Genomic DNA, 22,749 nt, shown 5'->3' with positions numbered 1-22,749 from the left:
CCCCGCGCACCCATGCAGAAACTCAGCCGAAGCCTAGGAACCCCGCTCCATCACCAGATTTCCGCCGTCATCAAGGACGGCATCGCCAACGGCCGCTACCGGCCCGGCGAGCGGCTGCCGACCGAGGATGCCCTGTGCCGGCTCTTTTCCGTCTCGCGCATCACGGTGCGGCGGGCGATGCAGGGCCTGGAGGAGCAGGGGCTGATCGAGCGGCGCCAGGGGGACGGCACCTTCGTGGCCGAATCGGCGGCGGTGGTGTCCTTGCAGACGCCGCTGTCGGGCTTCATGGCGCAGGTCGCGGAAAGCCGCGCGCTCAGCACGCCCCGGCTGCTGTCTTTCGAGGAGGTGGAGGCGCCGCTCCAGGTGCAGACCGGATTGTTGCTGCAACCGGGCGAGCGCGTGATGAAGCTCGTGCGCCTGCGCACGCGCGGCAATCTGCCCATCCTGCACAGCACGGCCTGGCTGCCGGTGGACATCGCCGCGGGTTTCCAGCCCGAGGACTTCTCCCGGCACGCGTTGAGCGAATTGATGGCGCGGGCCGGTTTTCCCTATTTCACGATAGAGGCGGCCGCGGGCGCGGCGCTGGCCGATCCGGTCCTGGCCCGCGACCTGCAGGTGCCTATCGGATCGGCGCTGGTGGACGTCAGGCGCGTGGCGTTCGACCAGCATGGCCGGGCGACCGAGTACCAGCACGTCCTCGGACCGTCGGACCGCTACCAGATGCGCGTGACGATGCGCGGCTAGTTCCTGGTCCTCACGCCTGGAACAGGTCGTTGCGGCCGAACAGCCCGCTCAGCAGTTTCTTCACCGGCGCGGGCAGCGCCGCGTCGGCCAGTTCGCCGGACGGCAGCCAGACCTGAGGATGGTCCCCTTCGCGCAGGGCCAGCGAGCCCGCCTGCACGTGCCAGGGCTCCACGTGCAGCTTGAAGTGAGTGAAGGTGTGCGAGAACACCGGCAGCCGTATGGTCTCGGCCGGCGCCACGCCCAGGATGCGGCAGGCCTGCGCGGGATCGCCGTCGACGAATTCGGGCAGGCTCCACAGGCCGCCCCAGATGCCCGGCGAGGGCCGGCGCTGCAACAGGATCTCGCCCGCTTTCTCGATCACCAGCATGCCGGTGTGCCGTTCGGGCACGGCCTTGCGCTCGCGCGGCGTGGGCAGCTCGTGCTGCCTGGCCTCGCGCAGCGCGACACAGGATTCGCGCACGGGGCAGCGCCCGCAGCCGGGGTCGCCACGGGTGCACAGCGTGGCGCCCAGGTCCATCAGGCCCTGCGTGTAGCGCCGCATCTCGTCGGCCGCCTCGGGCCCGTCGGCCGGCACCTCGGCATGGGCGATGGCCCACATGCGTTGTTCCACCGCGCGCTTGGTGGGATCGCCCTCGATGCCGAAATGGCGCGCGAAGACGCGTTTCACGTTGCCGTCCAGGATGGGGCTGCGCTCGCCATAGGCGAACGCAGCGATCGCCGCGGCCGTCGAGCGGCCGATGCCGGGCAGCGTCTCGATATCCGCCGCCGTGGGGGGAAACCGTCCGCCCCAGTCCGACACCACCCGCTGCGCACAGGCATGCAGGTTCCGCGCCCTTGTGTAGTAGCCCAGCCCGGCCCACAAGGCCATGACCTCGCCTTCGTCGGCGGCGGCCAGGTCGGCCACCGCGGGAAACTTCGCCAGGAAGCGCTCGTAGTACGGGATCACCGTCGCCACCTGGGTCTGCTGCAGCATGATCTCCGACAGCCAGATGCGATAGGGATCCTGCGTGTTCTGCCAGGGCAGCGTATGCCGCCCGTTCGCGCGCTGCCACTGCGCCACGCGCCGGGAAAAAGCAATCATGTCATGTGTTCCATAGGGGAGCCCGCTATCTCTGGCATTTTGGGCAGTAATAGGTCGCTCGTTGGCCTTGCACCAGCCTGCGGATCGGCGTCTCGCAAACCCGGCAGGGCAGGCCCGCCCGGTCGTAGACCCGCGCGTCGATCTGGAAATAGCCCGATTCGCCGCCCGCGCCCACATAGTCGCGCAGCGAGCTGCCGCCGGCGCGGATGGCGTCGTCCAGCGTGGCGCGCACCGCGGCGGCCAGCTTGTCGTAGCGGGCCGCCGAGATGCGCCCGGCCGCGGTGCGCGGGTGGATGCCGGCGCGGAACAGGCTTTCCGATGCGTAGATGTTGCCGACCCCGACGACGATGTCGCCCATCAGCAGCGCCTGCTTGATGGGGGCGCTGCGGCGGCGGGTGTGGCGGAACAGCCAGCCGCCGTCGAAGCGGTCATCGAAGGGCTCGATGCCCAGGCTGGCCAGCAGGGGGTGGTTTTCCACCGGCCCCGACGCCGCGGCGTGCCACAGCACCGCGCCGAAGCGCCGGGGGTCGTGCAGGCGCAGCGCCGCCTGGTCGAACACCCAGTCGACGTGGTCGTGCTTGCGCGGTGCCTCGTCGGGATGCACGTGGCGCAGCGAGCCGGACATGCCCAGGTGGACGATGAGCCAGCCATGCTCGAATTGCATCAAAAGGTATTTGCCGCGCCGGCCCGTGGCCAGGACGCGGCGCCCCTCGACCAGGGCGGGGAGATCGGCGGGAACGGGCCACCGCAGCCGGTGTTCGCGCACGATCAGGCGGCGCAGTTCGCGCCCTTCCACCGTGGGCGCGATGCCCCGGCGGGTGGTTTCGACTTCGGGAAGTTCGGGCATGGCGTTTGCTGCTTGCGCGCGATGAACTGTTGGCGCGGCCGACAGTCCGATGAGTAAAGCCTGGAGTCCAGCGTGTCCGCGCCCGCCGCCGCCGGCCGTTGGGTGGTAAGCGCAGTGCTAACATCAACGAATATGGACGGCGTCGGCGATACGCCAAGGAATTGTGCCATGTTGTTTAACGTTCATCGTTTGAAGCTGGCGGCCGCATGGGTCGGGCTGGCGACGGCCGTATCGGCCGTGTCGGCCCAGGACGCGCCTCCGGCGTCGGACGAGCTGCTGGTTCCTGGCCTGAGCCTGTCCCCCATGGGGCGTTCGATCGGGCCCAGGGCGCTACCCAACGTCGACCTGTCCGCCGAGATCCTGTTCCAGGTGCTTGCCTCGGAGGTGGCCGCGCAGCGGGGCGCCTTCGGACCCGCCACCAGCACCACGCTGGACCTGGCCGAGAAAACGCGCGATCCACGCCTGGCGCGCCGCGCGGTCGAGTTCGCGCTGGCCGGCGGCGACCTGATGCGGGCGCTCGACGCCGCGCAGGTCTGGGCCGAGCTGGACCCGGCCGATGTCGAGGCCCGGCAGACGGCCTTGTCGCTGGCCGCGGCGGCCGGGCGGGTCGAAGGCATGGGTTCGGCGCTGCGGGCCCGCATCGCGGCGGCCCCGGACAAGTCCGTGGCCATCGTCGACGCCCGCCGGGTGGTCGCCCGCCTGGACGACAAGCGCAAGGCGCTGTCCATCCTGGAAGATGCGCTGGCCGACGTGCGCGACCTGCCGGAAGCCCATCTGGCGCTGTCGCGCGTCGCCGCGGCCGCCGGCGACAAGGCGCGCGCGCTGCAAGAGGCGCGCGCGGCGCTCGACGCCCAGCCCGATTCCGAGGCGGCCGCCATGCTGGCCCTGCAGATGGGCGTGGAAACCGAGCCCGACCAGTCGGTGGCGCGTGCGCGCGCCTTCATCGCCACGCATGCGGAATCCCGCAACCTGCGCGTGCTGCTGGCGCGCGCACTGGCGTCGCTGAAGGACTACGACGGCGCGCGCGACGAACTCCAGGCCCTGGCGCGGGCCTATCCCGAGGATTTCGAGATCCTCTACATGCAGGGCGTGCTGGCCTACCAGTCGCAGCGCCCCGCGGATGCCGACGGTTACCTCAAGCAGTACCTGGAGGTGCACGAGCAGCGCACGGCCACGGGCGCCGCGCCGCTGCCCGAAGCGGACAACGCGCTGTTCCTGCGCGTGCAGATCGCCGAGGACCAGCAGCGCTATGACGACGCCTTCGACCTGCTGGCCAAGGTCGACGACCCCGATGCCGCGCTGCCGGCGCGCCTGCGCCAGGCCGTCCTGCGCGGAAAGCAGGGCCGCGTGGACGATGCCCGCCGCATCCTGTCCCTGATCGATCCGCGCGACGTGCGCGAGGGCAGCCAGGTCGCGCTGACCGAGGCGCAGATCCTGCGCAACGCCGGCGATCGCGACGAGGCGGTCAAGGTTCTCGAGGCGGCCAACCAGCGCTATCCCGATGCGCCCGACCTGATGTACGACCTGGCCATGCTGTACGAGCAGCAGAACCGGATCGACGACATGGAAAGCCGGCTGCGCCGCATCATCGCGATCAAGCCCGACCACGCCCATGCGTACAACGCCCTGGGCTATTCGCTGGCCGACCGCAACGTCAGGCTGCCCGAGGCCAGGAGGCTGATCGAGCGGGCCTTGAACCTCGCCCCCGACGATCCCTTCATCGTCGACAGCATGGGCTGGGTCTATTACCGCATGGGCGACAACGCGAAGGCGCTGTCCTACCTGGAGCGCGCCTACGAGATCCGGCCCGACGCCGAGATCGCCGTGCACCTGGGCGAGGTGCTGTGGGCCTCGGGCCAGCAGGCCCGCGCGCGCCAGCTGTGGCGCGAGGTCCAGTCCAAGGATCCGTCCAACGCCGCGCTGCGGGGCACGCTGGCGCGCCTCGACGTGACGCTGTGACCCGTACGCGGCGCCTGATCCGAGCGGCCGCCGCGGGAGCGCTGGCCGCCATCCTGGCGGCCTGTGCCGTGCCTGTCCCCATTCCCGCGCCCCAGGGCGCGGACGAGAGCCGCTCGCTGTCGCGGGTGGGCCGGTTCGCGCTGCGGATCGAGGAAGCGGGTGGCAAGCAGAACGCGGTGCAGGGCAGCTTCGCATGGCGCGACGATGGCAGCCGTCTCGCGCTCGACCTCGTGTCGCCGCTGGGTTCGACCGTGGCGCGGGTCGAGGCGGCGCCGGGCGAGGCGCTGCTGCGTGAGTCCAACGGCAAGGAAACCCGCGCCGCCGATCCCGACGAGCTGGTGGCGGTCGTGCTCGGCAGCGACATCCCGGTATCCGGCCTGCGCGACTGGCTGCGTGGCCGCCTGGCGGCCCAGCCGCCCGCCACCGTGGCCGAGCGCGACGAGCAGGGCCGCCCGCTGGTGTTCGACCAGGCGGGCTGGCGCGTGACCGCCCGGCAATACGATGCGCTGGGGCCCACGCGGCTGCAGATGGCGCGCAGCGAAGGCGGGCAGGACGTGGACCTGCGCCTCGTCATCAACCCGTAGGTCCGCCATGGCCGCCGAATTGCGCGACGTCCCCGCGCCCGCGAAGATCAATCTGTTCCTGCACGTGGTCGGCCGGCGGCCGGACGGCTATCACCTGTTGCAGACGGTGTTCCGTTTCATCGATCTCCAGGACACGCTGCATTTCCGCGCCCGGCCCGATGGCCGCATCGTCCGCGCCTATGACCTGCCCGGCGTGTCCGAGGACGCCGATCTGATCGTGCGTGCGGCGCGGGCCCTGCAACAGGCCACGGGCTGTACGCAGGGCGCCGAGATCGGCCTGGAGAAGCGGATTCCCGCGGGCGGCGGCCTGGGCGGCGGGTCGAGCGACGCGGCCACGGTGCTGCTGGCGCTGAACCGCCTGTGGGGCACCGGCCTGCCGCGGCGCGATCTGATGCGGCTCGCGCTGCCCCTGGGCGCGGATGTGCCCGTGTTCGTGTTCGGCCGCAACGCCTTCGCCGAGGGCGTGGGCGAGGAGCTGACCGCGATCGACCTGCCGCCGTGCTGGTATGTCCTGGTCCAGCCGGATGCCAGTGTGCCGACCGCAGACGTTTTCCGCGCCCCCGAATTGACAAGAGATACGCCACGCGTCAAAATAGCGGACTTTCCTCGGGGTGCATTTAACGATGCCTTCAGGAATGATCTGGAAAACGTCGTTTTTGCCCGGTTTTCGGAAGTCGGGCGGGTTTCGGCGGTGCTTGCCCAGGTGCTCGATGGCGCCCGGGTCAGGATGTCCGGATCGGGCGCGTGCCTATTTGTCGAGTACGACACGCAGGCGCGGGCCAATGGCGCGGTGGATAAAATCGCCGCTACAATGCAGGGCCAGCCCGGCGGGCTGCCGGCGTTGAGAGTGAACCTGGCCTGTGCCGGACTCGATGCGCATCCGCTGCTGGACTGGGCCGCGTAAGCGGCCACCGAATCGAAGGCGATCCGCCGCAGCCGGGCGCCAGCGCAGCAAGTTTCGATGCCCACGCAGTTCCTGCGGGGGTAACGAGTTGGGGAGTCGCCAAGTTGGTCAAGGCACCGGATTTTGATTCCGGCATGCGAGGGTTCGAGTCCTTCCTCCCCAGCCACAGTCTTTGACCTAGAAGCTGTTGATGCCTGTCAGTGTTTCGCAGGATCAACAGCTTTGTTGTTTTGTCGATCGGCCTCGGTTACAGGTCACCGGGCCACAGCCACGGGCAATGCGTCATGGCGCAAGAAAGCTTCATGATTTTCACGGGGACAGCCAACCCCAAGCTGGCGGCGGACGTCGCGAGCCACCTCGGCATACCACTGGGCAAGATGAGCGTCGGTCGGTTTTCCGATGGCGAAGTCATGGTGGAAATCAACGAGAACGTCCGCGGTAAAGACGTATTCGTCCTCCAGCCCACCTGTGCACCGACCAACGACAACCTGATGGAAATCATGGTCATGGTCGATGCGCTGCGCCGGGCATCCGCCGGCCGCATCACCGCGGCGATGCCGTATTTCGGCTACGCCCGCCAGGATCGACGCCCCCGTTCGGCGCGCGTCGCGATCTCGGCCAAGGTCGTGGCCAACATGCTGCAGGTCGTGGGCGTGGACCGCATCCTGACGATGGACCTGCACGCGGACCAGATCCAGGGGTTCTTCGACATCCCGGTGGACAACATCTACGCCGCGCCCATCCTGCTCAGCGACATCTGGAAGCGCAACCTGTCCAACCTGATGGTGGTGTCGCCCGACGTGGGCGGCGTGGTGCGCGCCCGGGCGCTGGCCAAGCGCCTCGAGGTCGACCTGGCCATCATCGACAAGCGCCGTCCGCGCGCCAACGTGTCCGAGGTGATGAACATCATCGGCGACGTCGAAGGCCGCACCTGCATCATCATGGACGACATGGTGGATACCGCCGGCACGTTGTGCAAGGCGGCCCAGGTCCTGAAGCAGCGCGGCGCGCTGGCCGTCTACGCCTATTGCACGCACGCCGTGCTGTCGGGCGGCGCGGTGGGCCGCATCGCCGAATCCGACCTGGACGAGCTGGTCGTCACCGACACCATCCCCGCCAGCGACGAGGTCCGGGATTGCAGCCGCATCCGCCAGTTGTCGTGCGCGGCCCTGATCGGTGAAACCATGCTGCGCATTTCGCGGGCCGACTCGGTCAGCTCGCTGTTCGTCGAATAAGTTCTGCTCCCGCCGCCCCGCATCGCGCGGGGCGGCGGGGCGAGCCGGAAGCGCTGGTCGCGGCGCTGCCGGACGGAATGCGATGGTCGCGTTCCGTGCACCGCGAGCGGGCATATCGCCTGCCGCATTTTGGAGAAAACCATGCAATTCAACGCCACTTCGCGTAGCGTCCAGGGTTCGAGTGCGAGCCGCCGCCTGCGCCGCGCCGGCCGTGTTCCCGCCATTGTCTATGGCGGCGACGCAGCGCCCCTGTCGATCGAACTCGATCACAACGAGGTCTACCATGCCCTGCGCAAGGAAGAGTTCCACTCGTCCATCCTGAGCATGCAACTCGAAGGCAAGGCCTCGCAAGTCCTGCTGCGCGCCGTCCAATGGCACCCCTACAAGCAGCAAGTGCTGCATGTGGACTTCCAGCGTGTCGCCGCCGGCCAGGCCCTGCACACCAAGGTGCCGCTGCACTTCATCAACGCCGAGGCGTCGCCTGCCGTCAAGCTCAGCGGCGCGATCATCAACCACGTGTTGACCGAAATCGAAGTGACCTGCCTGCCGAACGACCTGCCCCAGTTCATCGAAGTGGACCTGGGCAACATGATCGCCGGCTCGTCCGTCCACCTGTCCGACGTCAAGGCGCCCAAGGGCGTGACGTTCCCGGCCGCTGGCGACACGGTCATCGCGACCGCCATCGCCAAGCCCGGTGGCGCCGCCGCCGAGGAAACCCCCGCTGCATAGGGTTTCCCGCTGCCTGCCCCCCTGGGGGCGGCAGCTGCGGACCGGCGAAGCCGGATCCGCCGTGCCTGTCTGAAGAAACCCCGATCGGTTACGGTCGGGGTTTTTTATTTCACGCGCTGCGCATCACATCGGATTCATGGGCGGTCCCGCACGCCCTGCGCCGTACTCATGAAGTTGACGCTGATGCGCGCGCCCGCGATGCCCGGTTCCTTGGGCACGCAATGCACCCAGTCCTGCTGGGATCGCCCTCCCATTACCACCAGGTCGCCGGAGGAGGGCTTGAAAGTCATGGAGCTGCCGCCCTTGATCGGCCTGATCAGGAAGCGCCGGGTCGTTCCGAGCGTCAAGACCGGGACGATGCATTCCGACTTCCGGCAGGAGCGGTGATCGCGATGCCAGCCGGTGCTGTCCTGCCCGTTGCGATAGAGGTTCATCCACAAGCCGTCGTAAGTCACGCCGTAGTGGCTTGAGAGCGCACGGACGGCTTGCAGCAGGCCTTGCTCCGGCACATCGGCAAGATCCGGGTAGGTCGCCGTCATGCGCGGCTCGCGAAAGACCCTGTTGAACAGGCGCCGGTCATGTTCTAGCCATGGAACCCCGCTGCGCATCTGCTCATAGAGCAGCGAAGCTCCCGACATCCAGCCGGGCACGATTTCGATCCAGGAGTGATCGTCGAGCGCGAAACGTCTTGCCGTTTCAAAGGATGTATCTATCGAGAACCGGGCGCCACTTTCGAACAGGTCGCCCTGGGCATGTATCGGGTCCTGGGCAGGGGTATTCATGTCGAGGTGCTGCGCTCCATGGCGTGCCAGAGGCGCAGCACCGAATAGCCACGCCAGGGCCGCCATCTTTCGGCGGCCAGCACGGCGGCGTGGGCGCTGTTCACGCCCAGGGCTTTTTGCAGCGCTACGTCGCCGGCGGGAAAAGCATCGGGCCAGCGCAGGGCACGCAGCGCGATGTACTGCGCCGTCCAGTCGCCGATGCCGGGCAGCGTCCGCAGATCCGCACAGGTCGCCGCGACGTCTACGCCGGGATGCAAGGCGATGCGGCCGGCCAGGACGGCTCGTGCCAGGGCATGCAGCGCGGCCTGGCGTTGGCGCGTGATGCCCAGCCTGCCCAATTCGTCGCCGGTCGCGGCGGCCAGAGCGGCAGGGGTGGGGAAAAGATGATCCACGCCCGCGACGGGGGTCTCGATGGGATCGCCAAACGCCGCGACCAGGCGTTTGCCCAGCGTGCGCGCGGCGGCGACGGTAATCTGTTGGCCCAGCACGGCACGCACGGCCAGTTCGAATCCATCCAATGTGCCCGGCACGCGCACGCCGTCGCTCGATGGAAAAGCGGTGTGCAGGGCAGCGTGGATGGCGATGGGATCGGCGTCAAGATCGAGGGTGGCGCGCACGCGGTTGATCAGCGTGGGCAACGCGGCGGCCAGCGAGTCGCTGGCCGTCAGGACGGCCTGGGCTCGATCCTTGTCGAAGCGTACCCGCAGCCAGCCGACGCGGGTCCGTTCGCCTTGCTCGAGGCGCAGCGTACGCATGAACTCACCGTCCACCACCTGTTCCATGCCGGGTATCGCGCGAAAGCGCAAGAACCCCAGCATCGCGTCTACGTCGTAGGGGGGCCGCCAGCCCAATCGCACGCTGATGCTCTGGCCATCCGGCGCGGACTTGGCGCGGCGCAGGGAGCTGGGGTTCAAGCCGTAGTGACGAGCGAAGGCATCGTTGAAACGCCGCACGCTGGCAAATCCACTGGACCACGCCACCTGGGCCATCGGCAACTGCGTATCGGCGATCAATTGCTTGGCCGCCAGCAGCCGCCGCGTTTGCTGGTACTGGAGGGGCGAGACACCGAAGTGTGTCTCGAAAATGCGGCGCAGATGGCGATCGCTGACGCCTAGCTTGCGCGCAATCCTGGTCATCAGGCCGCCGCCGGAAGGCGCCTCGGCCGTATCCGTGGAGGCCACGTGCCTCCAGGCATCAGGCTCGTCCATCAGCCGCGCGGCCTGCAGGGCCAGAATACGCGAAGCATCTTCCGTGCTCCACGATGCCGCGCGCGGCGCCAACTCGGGGCGGCAACGCAGGCAGGGCCTGAAACCCGCCGCTTCGGCCTCTGCCGCGTGCTGGTAGAAGCGGATGTTTTCGCGGCGCGGTGTCTTCACGCGGCATACCGGGCGGCAATAAATCCCCGTGCTGGTGACGGCCACGAAAAAAGAGCCGTCAAAGCGCGCATCGCGCGCTTTCAGCGCAAGGTAGCAGGCATCGCTTTCGAGGGCATCAATGATGGCAGGCATGAACGCATCGTACATGCCGATCGTCCGCGGGGTTCGCCATTTTCGGACATGTGACCCGTACGATCCGGGCTTGGCAAAGCAAGAATCGGAGTTTTGTGCGACGTCCGGATGTCTATCCTCTTGTCCAGGTCATCGAATGGCTTCGGTGATCGGTCCAAACGACTTCGAGGATCTTCCAAATGAGCAAAGAAGACGACAACAAGGCCGTCGTCGGCCGCTGGTTCACCGAGTTCTGGGGCAAGAATCCCAACCTGGCGGTCATCGACGAAATCGCCGCGCCCGACATGCTGCTGCACTATTCGCTGCATGAGCCCCGTCGTGGCCGCGAAGACATCCGCGCATTCATGACCGGCTTCCGCAAGGCGTTCCCCGATCTCAATTTCTGGGGCACGGCCGATCTGATCGCGGAAGGCGATTATGTGGTGGGGCAGTGGGAGGGGGGCGGCACCCATACCGGCCCGGCACACGATGATTTCCTGAACGGCGGCCTGCCCGCGGCAACCGGCCGCAGGATGCACTTCACCGGCACCACGGTGCTGAAGGTGATCGGCGGCAAGATCGTGGAGGAGCGTGGCCTGGACGATGGCGTCACCGCGCTGACCCAGCTCGGCCTGATCAAGGCTGTCGCGGGGAACGGCGACGCCTGATGTCCGCGGGGCAAGGAGGACCACGCCACAACCCGTTGGCGTGGTCCTCCCCGATCGCTGGTGGATGTCGGTGCGGCCTGGTGGCGGATCAACGGCGACGGTAGTTCCGCCGCCGCGCGTGGGCCGCGGCGAGGCGTATCCGCCCGGCGATCTGGGCGCAACGCGCCTGAAACAGGCACGCGGATGTCAGGTATCCATTCAACAAGGAATGTGCCATGAAACTGTTTCTGAATCATCTGGACTCGCCGCTGGGTGCCATGCTGCTCGTCACCGACGCGGATCAGGTCGTCCGCGCGCTCGATTTCGCCGACCACGGGGCGCGGTTGCATCGCGGCCTGCGTGAACACTATGGCGACGTGACGCTGGCCGAGGCACCGGCCCCGGCCGGGATCGCCGACGCCCTGGCCCGCTACTTCGATGGTGAGTGGGAGGCGCTGGATGCGCTGCGCACGGCGACCGCCGGCTCGACGTTGCAACGCCGGGTCTGGGCAGCGCTGCGCCGCATACCGGCAGGGACGACCACGACCTACGGCAGACTGGCCAGGGAACTGGGATTCGACGACCCGCGCGCGGCCATCGCCATAGGAGCGGCCAACGGTGCCAACCCGATCGCCATCATCGTACCGTGCCACCGGGTCATCGCCAGCAATGGCGATCTCAAAGGCTACGCCTGGGGACTGCACCGCAAGCGTTGGCTGCTGGAGCATGAGAAGGCGATGACGGTGAAGGAGCAAGAGCCCGAGCCGCAGACCGCCATGCTGCCGGGGTTCTGATCTTGAGCGGGACGATTGCCGCCGACCTTTCTCCGCGTGCCTACCTGCGGGCCGCCCAATTCCTGTCCGGACTGGGCGAGGACTGGGCGCGCCACATTGCCGCGATCGGTCCATGCCGGCATGAGGCCAAGCCCGCGCGCGAGCCCTACGAGGCGCTGGTACGCGCGGTTGCCTACCAGCAACTGCATGCCAAGGCAGGCGATGCGATCCTGGGACGCCTGCTGGCGTTGTACCCGGGTACCTCCTTTCCCGCGCCCGGGCAATTGCTGGCCACCGATCCTGAGGCCCAGAGGGCCTGTGGCTTTTCGGCCGCCAAACTGGCGGCCATCCGCGGCATCGCCCAGGCGACCGTCGATGGCATCGTGCCCGATCGGGAAGAAGCGCGGAGCCTGTCCGACGAAGCCGTGATCGAGCGCCTGGCCTCTTTGCGCGGCGTCGGGCGATGGACGGTCGAGATGTTTCTTATCTACTCGCTGGAGCGTTCCGATGTCCTGCCGGTGGATGATTTCGGCGTGCGGGAGGGCTATCGGCGTCTGAAGGGGCTGGAGAAGGCGCCCACGCCGCGCCAGATGCGTGGGATCGGCGAGGCGTGGAGCCCGTTTCGGACGGTGGCGGCCTGGTACCTGTGGCGCCTGCCGGCCCGTTGAATATCCATCGCAAGAATCGGAGCGCTTGCGATGAAAGTCCCGCATATCCTGGCCGTGTGATTGATGATGACGAGATTTCTTCCATGAATACGACGACAGCCTACGAAACCGAAAATGCCCGCCGTGCCGGCGCGATCATCCGCTTCGCGCTGGGGCGATGCTCGCTGGGGGCCATCCTGCTGGCCCGGAGCCAGCGCGGCATCTGCGCCATCTTGCTGGGCGATGACCCGGATCTGTTGGTCCGTGGCCTGATGGAGCAATTTCCCAAGGCCGAAATCATCGGGGGCGATGACGAAGCCGAACCGTGGATGGCGCGGGTCGCGGGCTTCATCGAAGCGCCTGCAATCGCGGCGCATCTCCCGCTGGACCTGCAGGGCACGGCCTTCCAGGAACGCGTCTGGCGCGCGCTGCGCGAGATCCCGGCGGGCTCGACCGCGAGCTACGCCGAGATCGCCGAGCGCATCGGCTCGCCCAAGGCGGTGCGCGCCGTGGCGCACGCTTGCGCCACCAATCCCATTGCCGTGGCCATTCCCTGCCATCGTGTCGTGCGGCGCGATGGTGGCATTGCCGGCTATCGCTGGGGCGTGGATCGCAAGCGCGAACTGCTGCGCCGCGAAGCCAGGCAATGACGCAGAGGCTACTCATGGAGTCGCTCGACACGGCACTTGATCGCCTGGACTGGACCGACATCGGCTCGCGGCTCGATGCCGAGGGCCATGCCGTGCTGCCTGGCCTGTTGGACGCCGGCGTGGCGCGCGGCCTGGCGCAACGCGTCGCCGCGTCTGACGCCCGCCGGGTGACCTTGGAATCCGGCGCGCTTGGACGCGGCGAGCTGTTCTACTTCGGAGCCGGCATGCCGGCTCCGCTGGAGCCGTGGCGCACGGCGCTCTACCGGCGCCTGGTGGCCATCGCCAATCGTTGGAACGAAACCCTAGGCGCGGCTCATCGCTATCCGGGGGAGCTGGAGGATTTCCTGGGGCACAACAGGGAGGCGGGCCAGGCACGGGCGCAATCGCATCTGAGCCGGCTTGGCGTCGATGACCAGGTGTCGCTGCACCAGCGCAATGACGGCGGGCAGGTGTTTCCCATGCAGATCGTTGCCGTGCTGTCCGAACCGGGCGCCGACTTCCTGGGAGGCGAGTTCGTGATGACGGAGCAGCGCCCGCGCATGCAGTCCCGTCCGATGGTGGTGCCGCTCAAACTCGGCGATATGGCCGTCATCGCCACGGCGGAACGTCCCTTCAAGGGCGCCCAGGGCTGCTACCGGGTCAATCTCAAGCACGCCATCAGCCGCGTGCGCGAGGGTGAGCGCATCGGCCTGGAACTGTCGTTCCACGATGCGCGGTGACGCCGGGGATCGTGGAACATGCCTGACCCGGACAAGACATTCACGCTGCTTGGGCCGGAGGGCAGGCCGTACTCCAGCCCGTTGCCGGGTACTTTCGGGGGGCATCGCGGCGGCAAGCTGTACGGCCGCCTGGATTGCCGCGCCGCGCTACAGGCGATTGCCCGCGGGGGTTATGTGAAGCACCGCGTTTTCTTTGCCGACGAAGCCACGGCCATCGCCGCCGGGTACCGGCCCTGCGCCGTTTGCATGCCCCGGCAGTACGCGGCCTGGAAGTCGCAGGCGCCGGGCATGGTCTTCCATGATGCCCAATGAATTCCGGTGGGGCGCTCCCCGGTGCGGCCACTATCCGCATGCCAACAGCTGGCAGCGGACATTCGTCATTTGCAGGCTAAGATAACGGGCCTTCCCGAATCCCGCTTTGCATCGCCATGTCTGAACCCATACGCCTCATCGCCGGGCTCGGCAATCCCGGCCCCGACTACGAACGCACCCGCCACAACGCGGGATTCTGGCTGCTGGACCAGATCGCCGACGACCTGCGCGTATCGTTCACGAACGAGAAGTCCTTCTTCGGCCACGTGGCCAAGGCCCGCTTCGAAGGGGAGGCGATCCTGCTGGTCAAGCCCATGACCTACATGAACCGCTCGGGCCAGTCCGTGGGAGCGCTGGCGCGTTTCTACAAGCTCGCTCCCGAGCAGATCCTGGTGGCGCACGATGAACTCGACCTGTTGCCCGGGCAGGCCAAGCTCAAGCAGGGCGGCAGCCACGCCGGGCACAACGGCCTGAAGGACATCCAGGCGGCGCTGGGGTCGCAGGCGTTCTGGCGGCTGCGGTTGGGGATCGGGCATCCGCGGTCGCTGGGGCTGGCGCAGCAGGTGGTGGACTTCGTGCTGCATCCGCCGCGCAAGGAAGAACAGGCGCTTATCGACGAAACCCTGGACCGGGGTCGCGCCATCATTCCGGCCGTGCTCAAGGGCGAGTTCGAACAGGCCATGAAGCAGTTGCACAGCGGCAATGCCTGAGATCCGCCTGCCTCGCGCGGTAGCGGTGCCGGCACGGGGCCGGCCGGGTTTTCGCGAGGAGTTCGCGGATTTTCTCGCCTTCGTCAGGCGGCCGCGCCTGGGGCCCCGCTTGCCGCGCCGGTGGCGCGATGCCGAGGCAGGCGTGGCGCGCCATGGATCGCAGGAATGGCTGGGTGGCCTGGGCGGTCCGCATCTGTTGGGCTGGGTGCTGGTGCTGTGGGGCGTCAATCTGCTGGTGCTGGGTCCCGTGGCCGCCTCGGTCGCGACGGCCTCGGGCGCCGAGCGCAGGCTGGATGCGCTGCACCTGTCGTGGTTCCATGTCGTCCTGTGGGCGCCGGTGATCGAGGAAATGGTCTTTCGCTATGGCCTGCGGCGGCCTGCTCCGGCGCTATGGCTGTTGCCCGTGCTGGTCTCCGCCATGCTGATGCGGCCAAGCCTGGCCGCGGGCGCCAGCGTGGCGCTGGCCTGCGGCGCGATCGCGGCCGTACTGGCCTGGCGCGGCCACCGCTGGCCACGGACGTGGCTGCGCCGCTATGCCCGGGCCTTTCCCGTCGTCTTCCATCTGGCGACGCTGGCTTTCGCCTTCCTGCACCTGGCCAATTTCCGGCTGGGCCAGGGGGACTGGCTGCTGCTGCCGCTGCTGGTCCTGCCGCAGTGGGCCAGTGGCCTCGTGCTGGGCTGGATGCGCGTGCGTTTCGGCATAGGCGCCTCGATCGCGCTGCATGCCTGTTTCAACGCCGGACCCATGGCCCTGTTGTGGACCTTGCAGAACCATGCGCCCGGCCTGCTGGATGGATAATGGCTCTTCCCGCAACGCGCACGCTCCCGCTACAGGACACGAAATGAAGCAAGCTCCCACGTTGTCGTTCGACGGCTCCGTCGTCTTGATTACCGGTGCCAGCAAGGGCATAGGCCTGGCCTGCGCGCGCGCGTTCGCGCGGGCGGGGGCGGTGGTCGCGGGCGTATCGCGCAGCCAGGAAAACCTGGACGCCGCGCGGCGCACCTTGCAGGCAGAGGGCCTGGACATGCGGGTCCAGGCCGCCGACCTGTCGGATCCGGCGGCGGCGCAGGCGGCGGTGGACTGGGCGGAGCGCGAGTGCGGGCCCATCGCGGTGCTGGTGAATTCGGCGGGCGCGGCCCGCCGGTATGCGCCCGAGCAACTGGGGCCGGAGGCGTTCCGGCAGGCCATGGACGCCAAGTACTTCAGCTACATGCATGTCCAGGATCCCGTCGCCAAACTGATGGCGGGACGGGGGCGGGGCAGCATCGTCAACATCGTCGGCCAGGGCGGCAAGTCGCCCGGTGTCTTCCATATCGGCGGCGGAGCCGCCAACGCGGCGCTCATGCTGGCCACGGTGGGCTATGCCCAGGCCTATGCCGGCCGCGGCGTGCGCGTGAACGCGATCAACCCCGGCATGACCCAGACCAGCCGCGTCGAGGAAGGACTGACGGTGGCGGCGCAGTCCAGCGGCCGGCCGCGCGAAGCGCTGCTGGCCGAGCAGGTGGCCGGGATACCCATGGGCCGGCTCGCGCAGCCCGAGGAAATCGCCAACGTCGCGCTGTTCCTGGCTTCCGGCCTGGCCAGCTACGTTACCGGTGCCGTCATCCCGATGGACGGCGGCGCGTCGCCTTTCATCTGATCTGGTCCGCCGCCTGACAGGCATGGCGCATTCATGAATTCCTGATATCAATCTATAGGAACAATTCAATTCCGAAAAAGAATCCCCTTTGCTACCTTGGGCGGATCCCGTATCGGAATGCATGAATGAAAGCAGTCTTTGGAGACTACGACCAGGAAGCGCTGGACCATCAGTACGACAACCAGCGCTACTGCCCCACCTTTCGCCGGACCCTGGACGAGGGCGCGCGCCTGAGCCAGGAGGCCGTTTCCTTGCGCACCGGACACGACGTGCGCTGGGGCGCGCACCAGGATGCCCGGCTGGACATCTACGCGCCGGCCGGCCCCGGCCCTCATCCCGTCGTCGTCTACGTGCACGGCGGCGCCTGGCTGGGGCAGAACAAGGAAGAAAGCGCCTTCGCCGCGCCCGCCTTCGTGCGGGACGGCTGCATGTACGTGGCGCTGGGCTTTCCCCGCGCCTCGCAGGTTCCTTTCGCCGAGATGGTCGCGGCCGTGCGCGAAGGCGTCGGCTGGGTCGTGCGCAACATCGCCCGCCATGGCGGCGATCCCTCGCGCATCGTGCTGATCGGCCATTCCTCCGGCAGCCATCTGGTCACCCAGTGCCTGACCCACGACTGGACGGCGGCCGGCCTGCCGGGCAACGGCTTCGCGGGCGCCCTGCTGGTCAGCGGGCTGGGCCATCTCGAACCCGTGCGCCTGTCCTACCGCAACCAGCGCTTGCACCTGACGCCGGAGCAGGTCAAGGAGTTCTCCCTGCTGACCAACGAGCCCAGCGGCCGTACGCCGGTCGTGGTGGCGGTGGCCCGCGGCGACACCGACGAGTTCCGCAGGCAGAGCGGGGACGTGGCCCGCTACTGGCGCGAACGCGGCCTGCTGGCTTCCGAGCATGTGTTCGAAGGCCGCCATCACTTCGATGTGATCCTCGACCTGTGCGACCGGTCGAGCACCCTGTATCGCGCCGTCATGCAGCTGATCGAGGGGAGCGGCGCCCGCCCCGACCTACGGAGGACTCCGACATGAGCCGCCTTTCCGATACGCCCCGCCGCACCCTGGCGGCAGCCCTGGCGCTGTGCGCCTTCGGCACCGCCGCGCAGGCCGCCGACAACTGGCCCTCGCGGCCGATACGCGTGGTCGTGCCCTACGCGCCCGGCAACGCCGGCGACGTGACCTTCCGCATCGTCCAGCAGGAACTGGAAGCCCTGCTGGGCGCCAACTTCTACATCGACAACAAGAGCGGCGCCTCCGGCAACATCGGCGCGGAGGACGTGGTGCGGTCCGCGCCCGACGGCTACACCCTGCTGCTGGGCGCGACCAACAACTTCGCCACCAACCAGTACCTGGCCAAGCTGCGCTACGACCCGGCCAAGGACCTGCTGCCGATCACCGTCATCAACAACGCGCCGGCCGTGGTCGTGGTCAACGCCAGCCTGCCGGCGAACAACCTGGCCGAACTGACCGCCTACGCCAAGAAGAACCCGGGCAAGCTCAACTACGGCACGCCGGGCAGCGGCACGCCGCCGCACCTGATCGGCGCCTTGTACGCGCAGTCGGCCGGCATCGAACTCGTGCACGTGCCCTATCGCGGCTCGCCGCCCGCGGTGCAGGCGCTGCTGGCCGGCGACGTCCAGATCTTCTTCGCCTCGGCTGGCATCAGTACCGTGGCGGGGCACATCGCCAGCGGCAAGCTCAAGCCGCTGGCCGTGGCGGCGCCGCAGCGCCTGCCCGCGCTGTCCCAGGTGCCGACCACCGCGGAACAGGGGCTGCCGGACCTCGTGGCCGGCAACTGGTGGGGGCTGGCCGCCCCGGTGGGCACCGACCCGGCCATCGTCCGGAAACTGGCCGACGCCGTGAAAACCGCCGTCGCCAAGCCGGAAATCGCCCGGCAGTTCGAGAAACTGGGCCTGACCGCGGTCGGCAACAGCCCTGCCGAGTTCGCCGGCCAGATCCGGCGCGAGGCCGCCATCTGGAAGGGCATCATCGAGAAGGCCGACATCAAGGCTGAGTGAGGGTCGGGACGGGGGGCGAGCTCGGCCGGAGGCGGGTGGGGGCGGTACAATGCCCCCAGCTCCTTTCATGACAACATAGGTTTCCCCCATGGCCCTCCAGTGCGGCATCGTGGGCCTGCCCAACGTCGGCAAGTCCACACTCTTCAACGCCTTGACCAAAGCCGGCATCGCCGCGGAAAACTACCCCTTCTGCACGATCGAACCCAACGTCGGCGTGGTCGAGGTTCCCGATCCGCGCCTCGATGCCCTGTCCGCCATCGTCAAGCCCGAGCGCGTCGTGCCCGCCACCGTCGAATTCGTCGACATCGCCGGCCTGGTGGCCGGCGCCAGCACCGGCGAAGGCCTGGGCAACCAGTTCCTGGCCCACATCCGCGAAACCGACGCCATCGTCAACGTCGTGCGCTGCTTCGAGGATCCCAACGTCATCCACGTGGCCGGCAAGATCGACCCGATCGCCGATATCGAGGTGATCGAGACCGAACTGGCGCTGGCCGACCTGCAGACCGCCGAAAAGGCCGTGCATCGCAACAACAAGACCGCCCGGTCCGGCGACAAGGATGCCGCCAAGCTGGTGACCGTGCTGGAGAAGTGCATGGCCCAGCTCAACGAGGCCAGGCCGATCCGCGCGCTCGACCTGTCCGACGACGAAAAGGCCCTGATCAAGCCCCTGTGCTTCATCACCGCCAAGCCGGCCATGTACGTGGGCAACGTCAAGGAAGACGGCTTCACGAACAACCCGCTGCTCGACAAGCTGACCGAATACGCCAACAAGCAGAACGCGCCCACCGTGGCCATCTGCGCCGCCATCGAGGCCGAACTGGGCGAGATGGAAGACGAAGATCGCGCCGTCTTCCTGGCCGACATGGGCATGGAAGAGCCCGGCCTGAACCGCCTGATCCGCGCCGGCTTCAAGCTGCTGGGCCTGCAGACCTACTTCACCGCGGGCGTCAAGGAAGTGCGCGCCTGGACCGTGCCCGTCGGCGCTACCGCGCCGCAGGCCGCGGGGGTGATCCACACGGATTTCGAGCGTGGGTTCATTCGTGCGCAGACCATCGCGTTCGACGACTTCATCGCCTGCAAGGGCGAAGCCGGCGCGAAGGAAGCCGGGAAGATGCGGGCGGAAGGGAAGGACTACATCGTCAAGGATGGCGATGTGATGAACTTCCTGTTCAACGTCTGACGATTTTTGCTGGATCTCGGTGGCGCTCAGTAGCGCTTGATGGACAGGTTGGCCCATTTGAAATCAATGGGTTGCATAAACAATACGGTCTGCTGAGCGTTCCTATTGTTCATCGAGGTCCAGAAAATTCGGGGGTAGCGTTGGGGGTACTCGTGTTCAACCGTGGGGGTACATCTCCCGCAGCGGAGTCCAACGATGCCCGAGAATCTACTCACCGACCTCAAGGTCAGGTCGGCCAAATCGACTGATCGAGACTGGAAACTTTCAGACGGCGGGGGCTTGTTCCTGCTGGTCAAGCCCACCGGCGGCAAGCTCTGGCGGTGGAAGTACCGCCTGCAAGGCAAGGAGAATCTCTTTGCCATTGGCGGCTTTCCCCAAGTAAGTCTTGCGGAGGCGCGTGCGGCCCGAGAGAAGGCGCGTGCCTTGGTAAAGCAAGGTATCCATCCTGCCCATGAGCGGCAGCAGGTGAAGCAGCGCAACCTGGAAGCGCTGGAGGAGCGCAAGCGCGCTCGTGAAAGCTCGTTCGCCAAGGTGGCTCAGGCGTACCTGGCTGAGATCAAGCCAATCTTTGCGCTCAGTTCCTATCGCACGAAAGAATCCCGCATCAGGAAGTACCTGTCGCCCAAGTTCGACGGGATGCCGATGAGCGACATTGGCGTCAAACAGATTCGCCCGCTGCTGGAGGAGTGCAAGGCCCATGGCGCGTGGGCGGCCATCCATGTCAAAGGTGATCTTTCGGCTATCTTCGAATTCGCGGTGGTTCGTGGGCTGGTCGAGGCAAATCCAATTCCCAGCCTGCGCGGGTTGCTGCGCGTGCCGTTCAGCGAGAGCAAGGCGGCGATGACGCGAGAGCAAATCCAGAAGTTCTATCAGGAGTTGCGCGGCTACCGGGGCTATCCAGAAACCTCGTTGTGCCTGCGGCTGATTGCGCTGACCGCCTGCCGTCCAGGGGAAGCGGCGGATGCCGAGTGGGACGAGTTCGACTTTGAGGATGCACTGTGGCGTCGGCCTGCGGCGAAGATGAAGGCGCGGCGTGACCATGTCAGCCCGTTGTCAACGCAGGCCATAGCGGTGCTGAAAGACTTGCAGCACATCACGGGTGGTGGGCGCTATCTGTTTCCGCACCGAAGCGGAAAGGGCTTTACTACGCCCAACCGGCTCACCTACGCGATGCGCGACATGAACCTGGGCCGGGGCACGACGCCGCATTGCTGGCGGACGACCTTTTCAACCTGGGCCAATGAGAACGGATACCGGCCTGATGCAATCGAGCGGCAGCTTGCTCACGTTGAAAGCAACAAGGTGCGGGCGACGTACAACAAGGCGCTGCTGCTGGATCAGAGAAGGACGCTGTTGCAGGACTGGGCGGACTATCTGAGTGCTGCGGAGGGCAGCGGCACGGCGTAGGGAAGAGTTGGCTAGGTGTTGCAGAACGAATGGATAGGGCGGCCTTTTCCTTTTCTGGATAGGGCCGTTGTCCCTTGAGTGCCGTTCCCTTGCCATTTGCCCTTGCCGCGTGCGGAGCGTTGGAAATGGGGTAATCGCTTGAGAGTATTGGGGTAATTTTTGTTGAATTACCCCATTTCCTCGCGGGGCGCGGCAAGTTTTCCTGGTTCGCCAAACAGTGCTTATCAGGGATTGATATTATTGTAAGTTAACGTGTCTTTGGGCTTGTGAGCATGAAACGCTGCATTGTCGGTGTTCGACAACCGGATAGTTCGCCTCCTCCGCAAGGAGGTGAGGTTCCCAGCATCTGGTTTCCATCCTTGGCATCACTGGCAGCGGTGCTGTCGGACGACAACCGCCACCTGCTGCGCCTGATCCATGACAAACAACCCAAGTCCCTGACCGAACTTGCCGAACTCAGCGGCCGCAAGGTGCCGAACCTGTCACGCACTCTGAGAATGATGGCCAATTACGGCCTGGTATCGCTGCGACGCAATGTTCGGGATGTTCAGCCGACAGCGCTGGCGACTGAGTTTCTGGTGGTGCTGGATTGATGGCTACGAATAAGAGAGGGAATGCAATGGCACGGATGTGGATGGTGCGAGGCGAAGGCGGAAGCTTGTATGACGCCTTCCGAGAACGCGGCGTAGCTGCTGTGGGCTGGAATCAATTGGCAGCCCATGCCAAACCCGGTGTCGGACGCAAGCAGCTAATCGCCCTGTACCAGTCTGTCGAGCCACAGGCAAAGCAAGGCACAGTGGTATCGGGTGCATCGCAGGTCTGGCGTTTCGTTAACGACATCCAGGATGGCGACTGGGTCATCACCTATTCGCCAGCCAATCGCCTGTATTCGATCGGCAAGATCACCGGACCAGCCGAGCATCACCCAGAGTGGGCCGAGCAAGGCATGCCACTGACGCGCAAGGTGCAGTGGCAAACGCAGGAACTACTGCGCGATAGCTTGGGCACCAGCACAAAGAACAGCCTGGGTTCGACCCTGACCCTGTTCGAGGTGCCGTCCAGCGCGGCAACTGAAGTGCTGGCGGCGCTGAAGGGTAAACCGGCGCCGGCCGTGGAAGATGAAACAGAGGACGTCATCGCTGACCCACTGGCCGACATCGAGTCCCAGGCGCTCGAACGCATCAAGGATCGGGTCAACGAACTCGACTGGGACGACATGCAGCAGTTGGTCGCCGGCATTCTGCGCGCCATGGGCTACAAGACCCAAGTCTCGCCACCCGGCTCGGATCGGGGCAAAGACATCGTGGCTTCGCCGGACGGATTTGGCTTCGAACACCCGCGCATCGTCGTGGAGGTCAAGCACCGCAAGGGCCAAATGGGCAGTCAGGAAATCCGTAGCTTCCTCGGCGGCCGCCATAAGGATGATCGTGGGCTGTATGTCAGCACCGGTGGCTTCACCAAGGATGCCCAGTACGAAGCAGACCGCGCCTCCATCCCCCTGGCGATGTGGACGCTGGACCATGTGGTGCGCGCCCTGATCGAGCACTACGACGCTACCGACGCCGAAACTAAACGAATCGTGCCGTTGAAGCGGCTGTACTGGCCTGCCTGACGCCAGAGGAATAGCAAGTGACTTCCACAGAACAACAGATCGAACAATTCATCGGCACATTGGCTTCCTTGGCGGCAGCGCGGGCAATCAACGCC

At 66.8% G+C, this 22,749-nt stretch carries 24 protein-coding genes, 1 tRNA gene and 1 pseudogene; 22 read left to right on the top strand and 4 right to left on the bottom strand.

Going from position 1 to position 22,749, the window contains the following annotated elements; all coding sequences use genetic code 11:
- The first annotated feature begins 12 nt into the window (after window positions 1-12).
- Window positions 13-744, top strand: a complete 732-nt coding sequence (locus AC1Q6E_RS01385; protein ID WP_296554676.1) for a GntR family transcriptional regulator — start codon at window positions 13-15, stop codon at window positions 742-744.
- Between the two features lie 10 nt (window positions 745-754).
- Here the strand turns inward: AC1Q6E_RS01385 and mutY are convergent, their stop codons facing one another.
- Both mutY and mutM read right to left on the bottom strand, forming a co-directional pair.
- Window positions 755-1,825 carry an A/G-specific adenine glycosylase gene (mutY, locus tag AC1Q6E_RS01380; protein ID WP_152792873.1) on the bottom strand — a complete coding sequence of 357 codons (1,071 nt, stop codon included), beginning with the start codon at window positions 1,823-1,825 and terminating at the stop codon, window positions 755-757.
- A 25-nt stretch (window positions 1,826-1,850) separates the two neighbouring features.
- A complete protein-coding gene (mutM, locus tag AC1Q6E_RS01375; RefSeq protein WP_152792872.1) occupies window positions 1,851-2,672 on the bottom strand; it encodes a bifunctional DNA-formamidopyrimidine glycosylase/DNA-(apurinic or apyrimidinic site) lyase in 822 nt (273 codons plus the stop codon).
- 168 nt (window positions 2,673-2,840) lie between these two features.
- Here mutM and AC1Q6E_RS01370 point away from each other — a divergent pair, with 168 nt between their 5' ends.
- The 6 genes from AC1Q6E_RS01370 (at window position 2,841) to AC1Q6E_RS01345 (ending at window position 8,083) form a co-directional block, all read left to right on the top strand.
- Window positions 2,841-4,631, top strand: coding sequence for a tetratricopeptide repeat protein (locus tag AC1Q6E_RS01370; RefSeq protein ID WP_152792871.1), 1,791 nt, complete (start codon window positions 2,841-2,843; stop codon window positions 4,629-4,631).
- The gene (lolB, locus tag AC1Q6E_RS01365; protein ID WP_492572074.1) at window positions 4,628-5,215 is read left to right on the top strand and encodes a lipoprotein insertase outer membrane protein LolB; all 588 of its coding nucleotides are present in this window, start codon (window positions 4,628-4,630) and stop codon (window positions 5,213-5,215) included. Before AC1Q6E_RS01370 ends, lolB begins: the two co-directional genes overlap by 4 nt.
- A gap of 7 nt (window positions 5,216-5,222) precedes the next feature.
- Window positions 5,223-6,119 (top strand): 4-(cytidine 5'-diphospho)-2-C-methyl-D-erythritol kinase, encoded by an 897-nt coding sequence (gene ispE / locus AC1Q6E_RS01360; protein ID WP_152792870.1) that lies wholly within the window; start codon window positions 5,223-5,225, stop codon window positions 6,117-6,119.
- An 89-nt stretch (window positions 6,120-6,208) separates the two neighbouring features.
- A tRNA-Gln gene (locus tag AC1Q6E_RS01355) sits at window positions 6,209-6,285 on the top strand.
- Between the two features lie 118 nt (window positions 6,286-6,403).
- On the top strand, window positions 6,404-7,354 hold the full coding sequence (locus AC1Q6E_RS01350) for a ribose-phosphate pyrophosphokinase (RefSeq protein WP_165404471.1): 951 nt from the start codon (window positions 6,404-6,406) through the stop codon (window positions 7,352-7,354).
- 141 nt (window positions 7,355-7,495) lie between these two features.
- On the top strand, window positions 7,496-8,083 hold the full coding sequence (locus tag AC1Q6E_RS01345; protein WP_152792869.1) for a 50S ribosomal protein L25/general stress protein Ctc: 588 nt from the start codon (window positions 7,496-7,498) through the stop codon (window positions 8,081-8,083).
- A 134-nt stretch (window positions 8,084-8,217) separates the two neighbouring features.
- Here AC1Q6E_RS01345 and AC1Q6E_RS01340 read toward each other — a convergent pair whose 3' ends face one another.
- Window positions 8,218-8,865, bottom strand: coding sequence for an alpha-ketoglutarate-dependent dioxygenase AlkB (locus AC1Q6E_RS01340; RefSeq protein ID WP_492572073.1), 648 nt, complete (start codon window positions 8,863-8,865; stop codon window positions 8,218-8,220).
- Window positions 8,862-10,373, bottom strand: coding sequence for an AlkA N-terminal domain-containing protein (locus AC1Q6E_RS01335; RefSeq protein WP_296554670.1), 1,512 nt, complete (start codon window positions 10,371-10,373; stop codon window positions 8,862-8,864). Before AC1Q6E_RS01335 ends, AC1Q6E_RS01340 begins: the two co-directional genes overlap by 4 nt.
- 179 nt (window positions 10,374-10,552) lie before the next feature.
- Here AC1Q6E_RS01335 and AC1Q6E_RS01330 point away from each other — a divergent pair, with 179 nt between their 5' ends.
- The 15 genes and pseudogenes from AC1Q6E_RS01330 to AC1Q6E_RS01260 all read left to right on the top strand — a co-directional run bounded on the left by AC1Q6E_RS01330 (window position 10,553) and on the right by AC1Q6E_RS01260 (window position 22,654).
- Complete coding sequence (locus AC1Q6E_RS01330; RefSeq protein WP_152792866.1) at window positions 10,553-11,020, top strand: ester cyclase; 468 nt, start codon at window positions 10,553-10,555, stop codon at window positions 11,018-11,020.
- A gap of 215 nt (window positions 11,021-11,235) precedes the next feature.
- Entirely contained in the window at window positions 11,236-11,793 is a 558-nt protein-coding gene (locus AC1Q6E_RS01325) for a methylated-DNA--[protein]-cysteine S-methyltransferase (RefSeq protein ID WP_296554669.1), read from the top strand.
- A gap of 2 nt (window positions 11,794-11,795) precedes the next feature.
- On the top strand, window positions 11,796-12,440 hold the full coding sequence (locus AC1Q6E_RS01320) for a DNA-3-methyladenine glycosylase family protein (protein WP_492572072.1): 645 nt from the start codon (window positions 11,796-11,798) through the stop codon (window positions 12,438-12,440).
- 125 nt (window positions 12,441-12,565) lie between these two features.
- Window positions 12,566-13,069: pseudogene (locus AC1Q6E_RS01315) on the top strand (methylated-DNA--[protein]-cysteine S-methyltransferase); the annotation flags it as partial.
- Complete coding sequence (locus tag AC1Q6E_RS01310; protein WP_492572071.1) at window positions 13,066-13,788, top strand: 2OG-Fe(II) oxygenase; 723 nt, start codon at window positions 13,066-13,068, stop codon at window positions 13,786-13,788. The pseudogene AC1Q6E_RS01315 and the gene AC1Q6E_RS01310, both read left to right, overlap by 4 nt.
- Window positions 13,789-13,806: 18 nt before the next feature.
- Window positions 13,807-14,100 carry an Ada metal-binding domain-containing protein gene (locus tag AC1Q6E_RS01305; protein WP_492572070.1) on the top strand — a complete coding sequence of 98 codons (294 nt, stop codon included), beginning with the start codon at window positions 13,807-13,809 and terminating at the stop codon, window positions 14,098-14,100.
- A gap of 116 nt (window positions 14,101-14,216) precedes the next feature.
- Window positions 14,217-14,810: an aminoacyl-tRNA hydrolase gene (gene pth / locus AC1Q6E_RS01300; protein ID WP_152792862.1), complete on the top strand. Its 594-nt coding sequence runs from the start codon at window positions 14,217-14,219 to the stop codon at window positions 14,808-14,810.
- Entirely contained in the window at window positions 14,803-15,609 is an 807-nt protein-coding gene (locus AC1Q6E_RS01295; protein WP_492572069.1) for a CPBP family glutamic-type intramembrane protease, read from the top strand. The genes pth and AC1Q6E_RS01295 overlap by 8 nt, the downstream gene beginning before the upstream one ends.
- Window positions 15,610-15,652: 43 nt before the next feature.
- A complete protein-coding gene (locus tag AC1Q6E_RS01290; protein ID WP_296554661.1) occupies window positions 15,653-16,450 on the top strand; it encodes an SDR family NAD(P)-dependent oxidoreductase in 798 nt (265 codons plus the stop codon).
- 125 nt (window positions 16,451-16,575) lie between these two features.
- The gene (locus AC1Q6E_RS01285) at window positions 16,576-17,469 is read left to right on the top strand and encodes an alpha/beta hydrolase (RefSeq protein ID WP_152792859.1); all 894 of its coding nucleotides are present in this window, start codon (window positions 16,576-16,578) and stop codon (window positions 17,467-17,469) included.
- A complete protein-coding gene (locus AC1Q6E_RS01280) occupies window positions 17,466-18,455 on the top strand; it encodes a tripartite tricarboxylate transporter substrate binding protein (protein WP_152792858.1) in 990 nt (329 codons plus the stop codon). The genes AC1Q6E_RS01285 and AC1Q6E_RS01280 overlap by 4 nt, the downstream gene beginning before the upstream one ends.
- A gap of 88 nt (window positions 18,456-18,543) precedes the next feature.
- Complete coding sequence (ychF, locus tag AC1Q6E_RS01275; RefSeq protein ID WP_152794068.1) at window positions 18,544-19,635, top strand: redox-regulated ATPase YchF; 1,092 nt, start codon at window positions 18,544-18,546, stop codon at window positions 19,633-19,635.
- Window positions 19,636-19,830: 195 nt separating this feature from the next.
- Complete coding sequence (locus AC1Q6E_RS01270; RefSeq protein ID WP_492572068.1) at window positions 19,831-21,042, top strand: tyrosine-type recombinase/integrase; 1,212 nt, start codon at window positions 19,831-19,833, stop codon at window positions 21,040-21,042.
- 359 nt (window positions 21,043-21,401) lie between these two features.
- Window positions 21,402-21,635 carry an HVO_A0114 family putative DNA-binding protein gene (locus AC1Q6E_RS01265; protein ID WP_223203249.1) on the top strand — a complete coding sequence of 78 codons (234 nt, stop codon included), beginning with the start codon at window positions 21,402-21,404 and terminating at the stop codon, window positions 21,633-21,635.
- A gap of 65 nt (window positions 21,636-21,700) precedes the next feature.
- Window positions 21,701-22,654: a restriction endonuclease gene (locus AC1Q6E_RS01260; RefSeq protein WP_492572067.1), complete on the top strand. Its 954-nt coding sequence runs from the start codon at window positions 21,701-21,703 to the stop codon at window positions 22,652-22,654.
- Window positions 22,655-22,749: the final 95 nt, after the last annotated feature.

The organism is Pigmentiphaga sp. MLSB6-MA01 (assembly GCF_058793475.1).
Note: the sequence above shows the minus strand (reverse complement) of the source record. Positions and strands in the feature narration are given on the sequence as shown.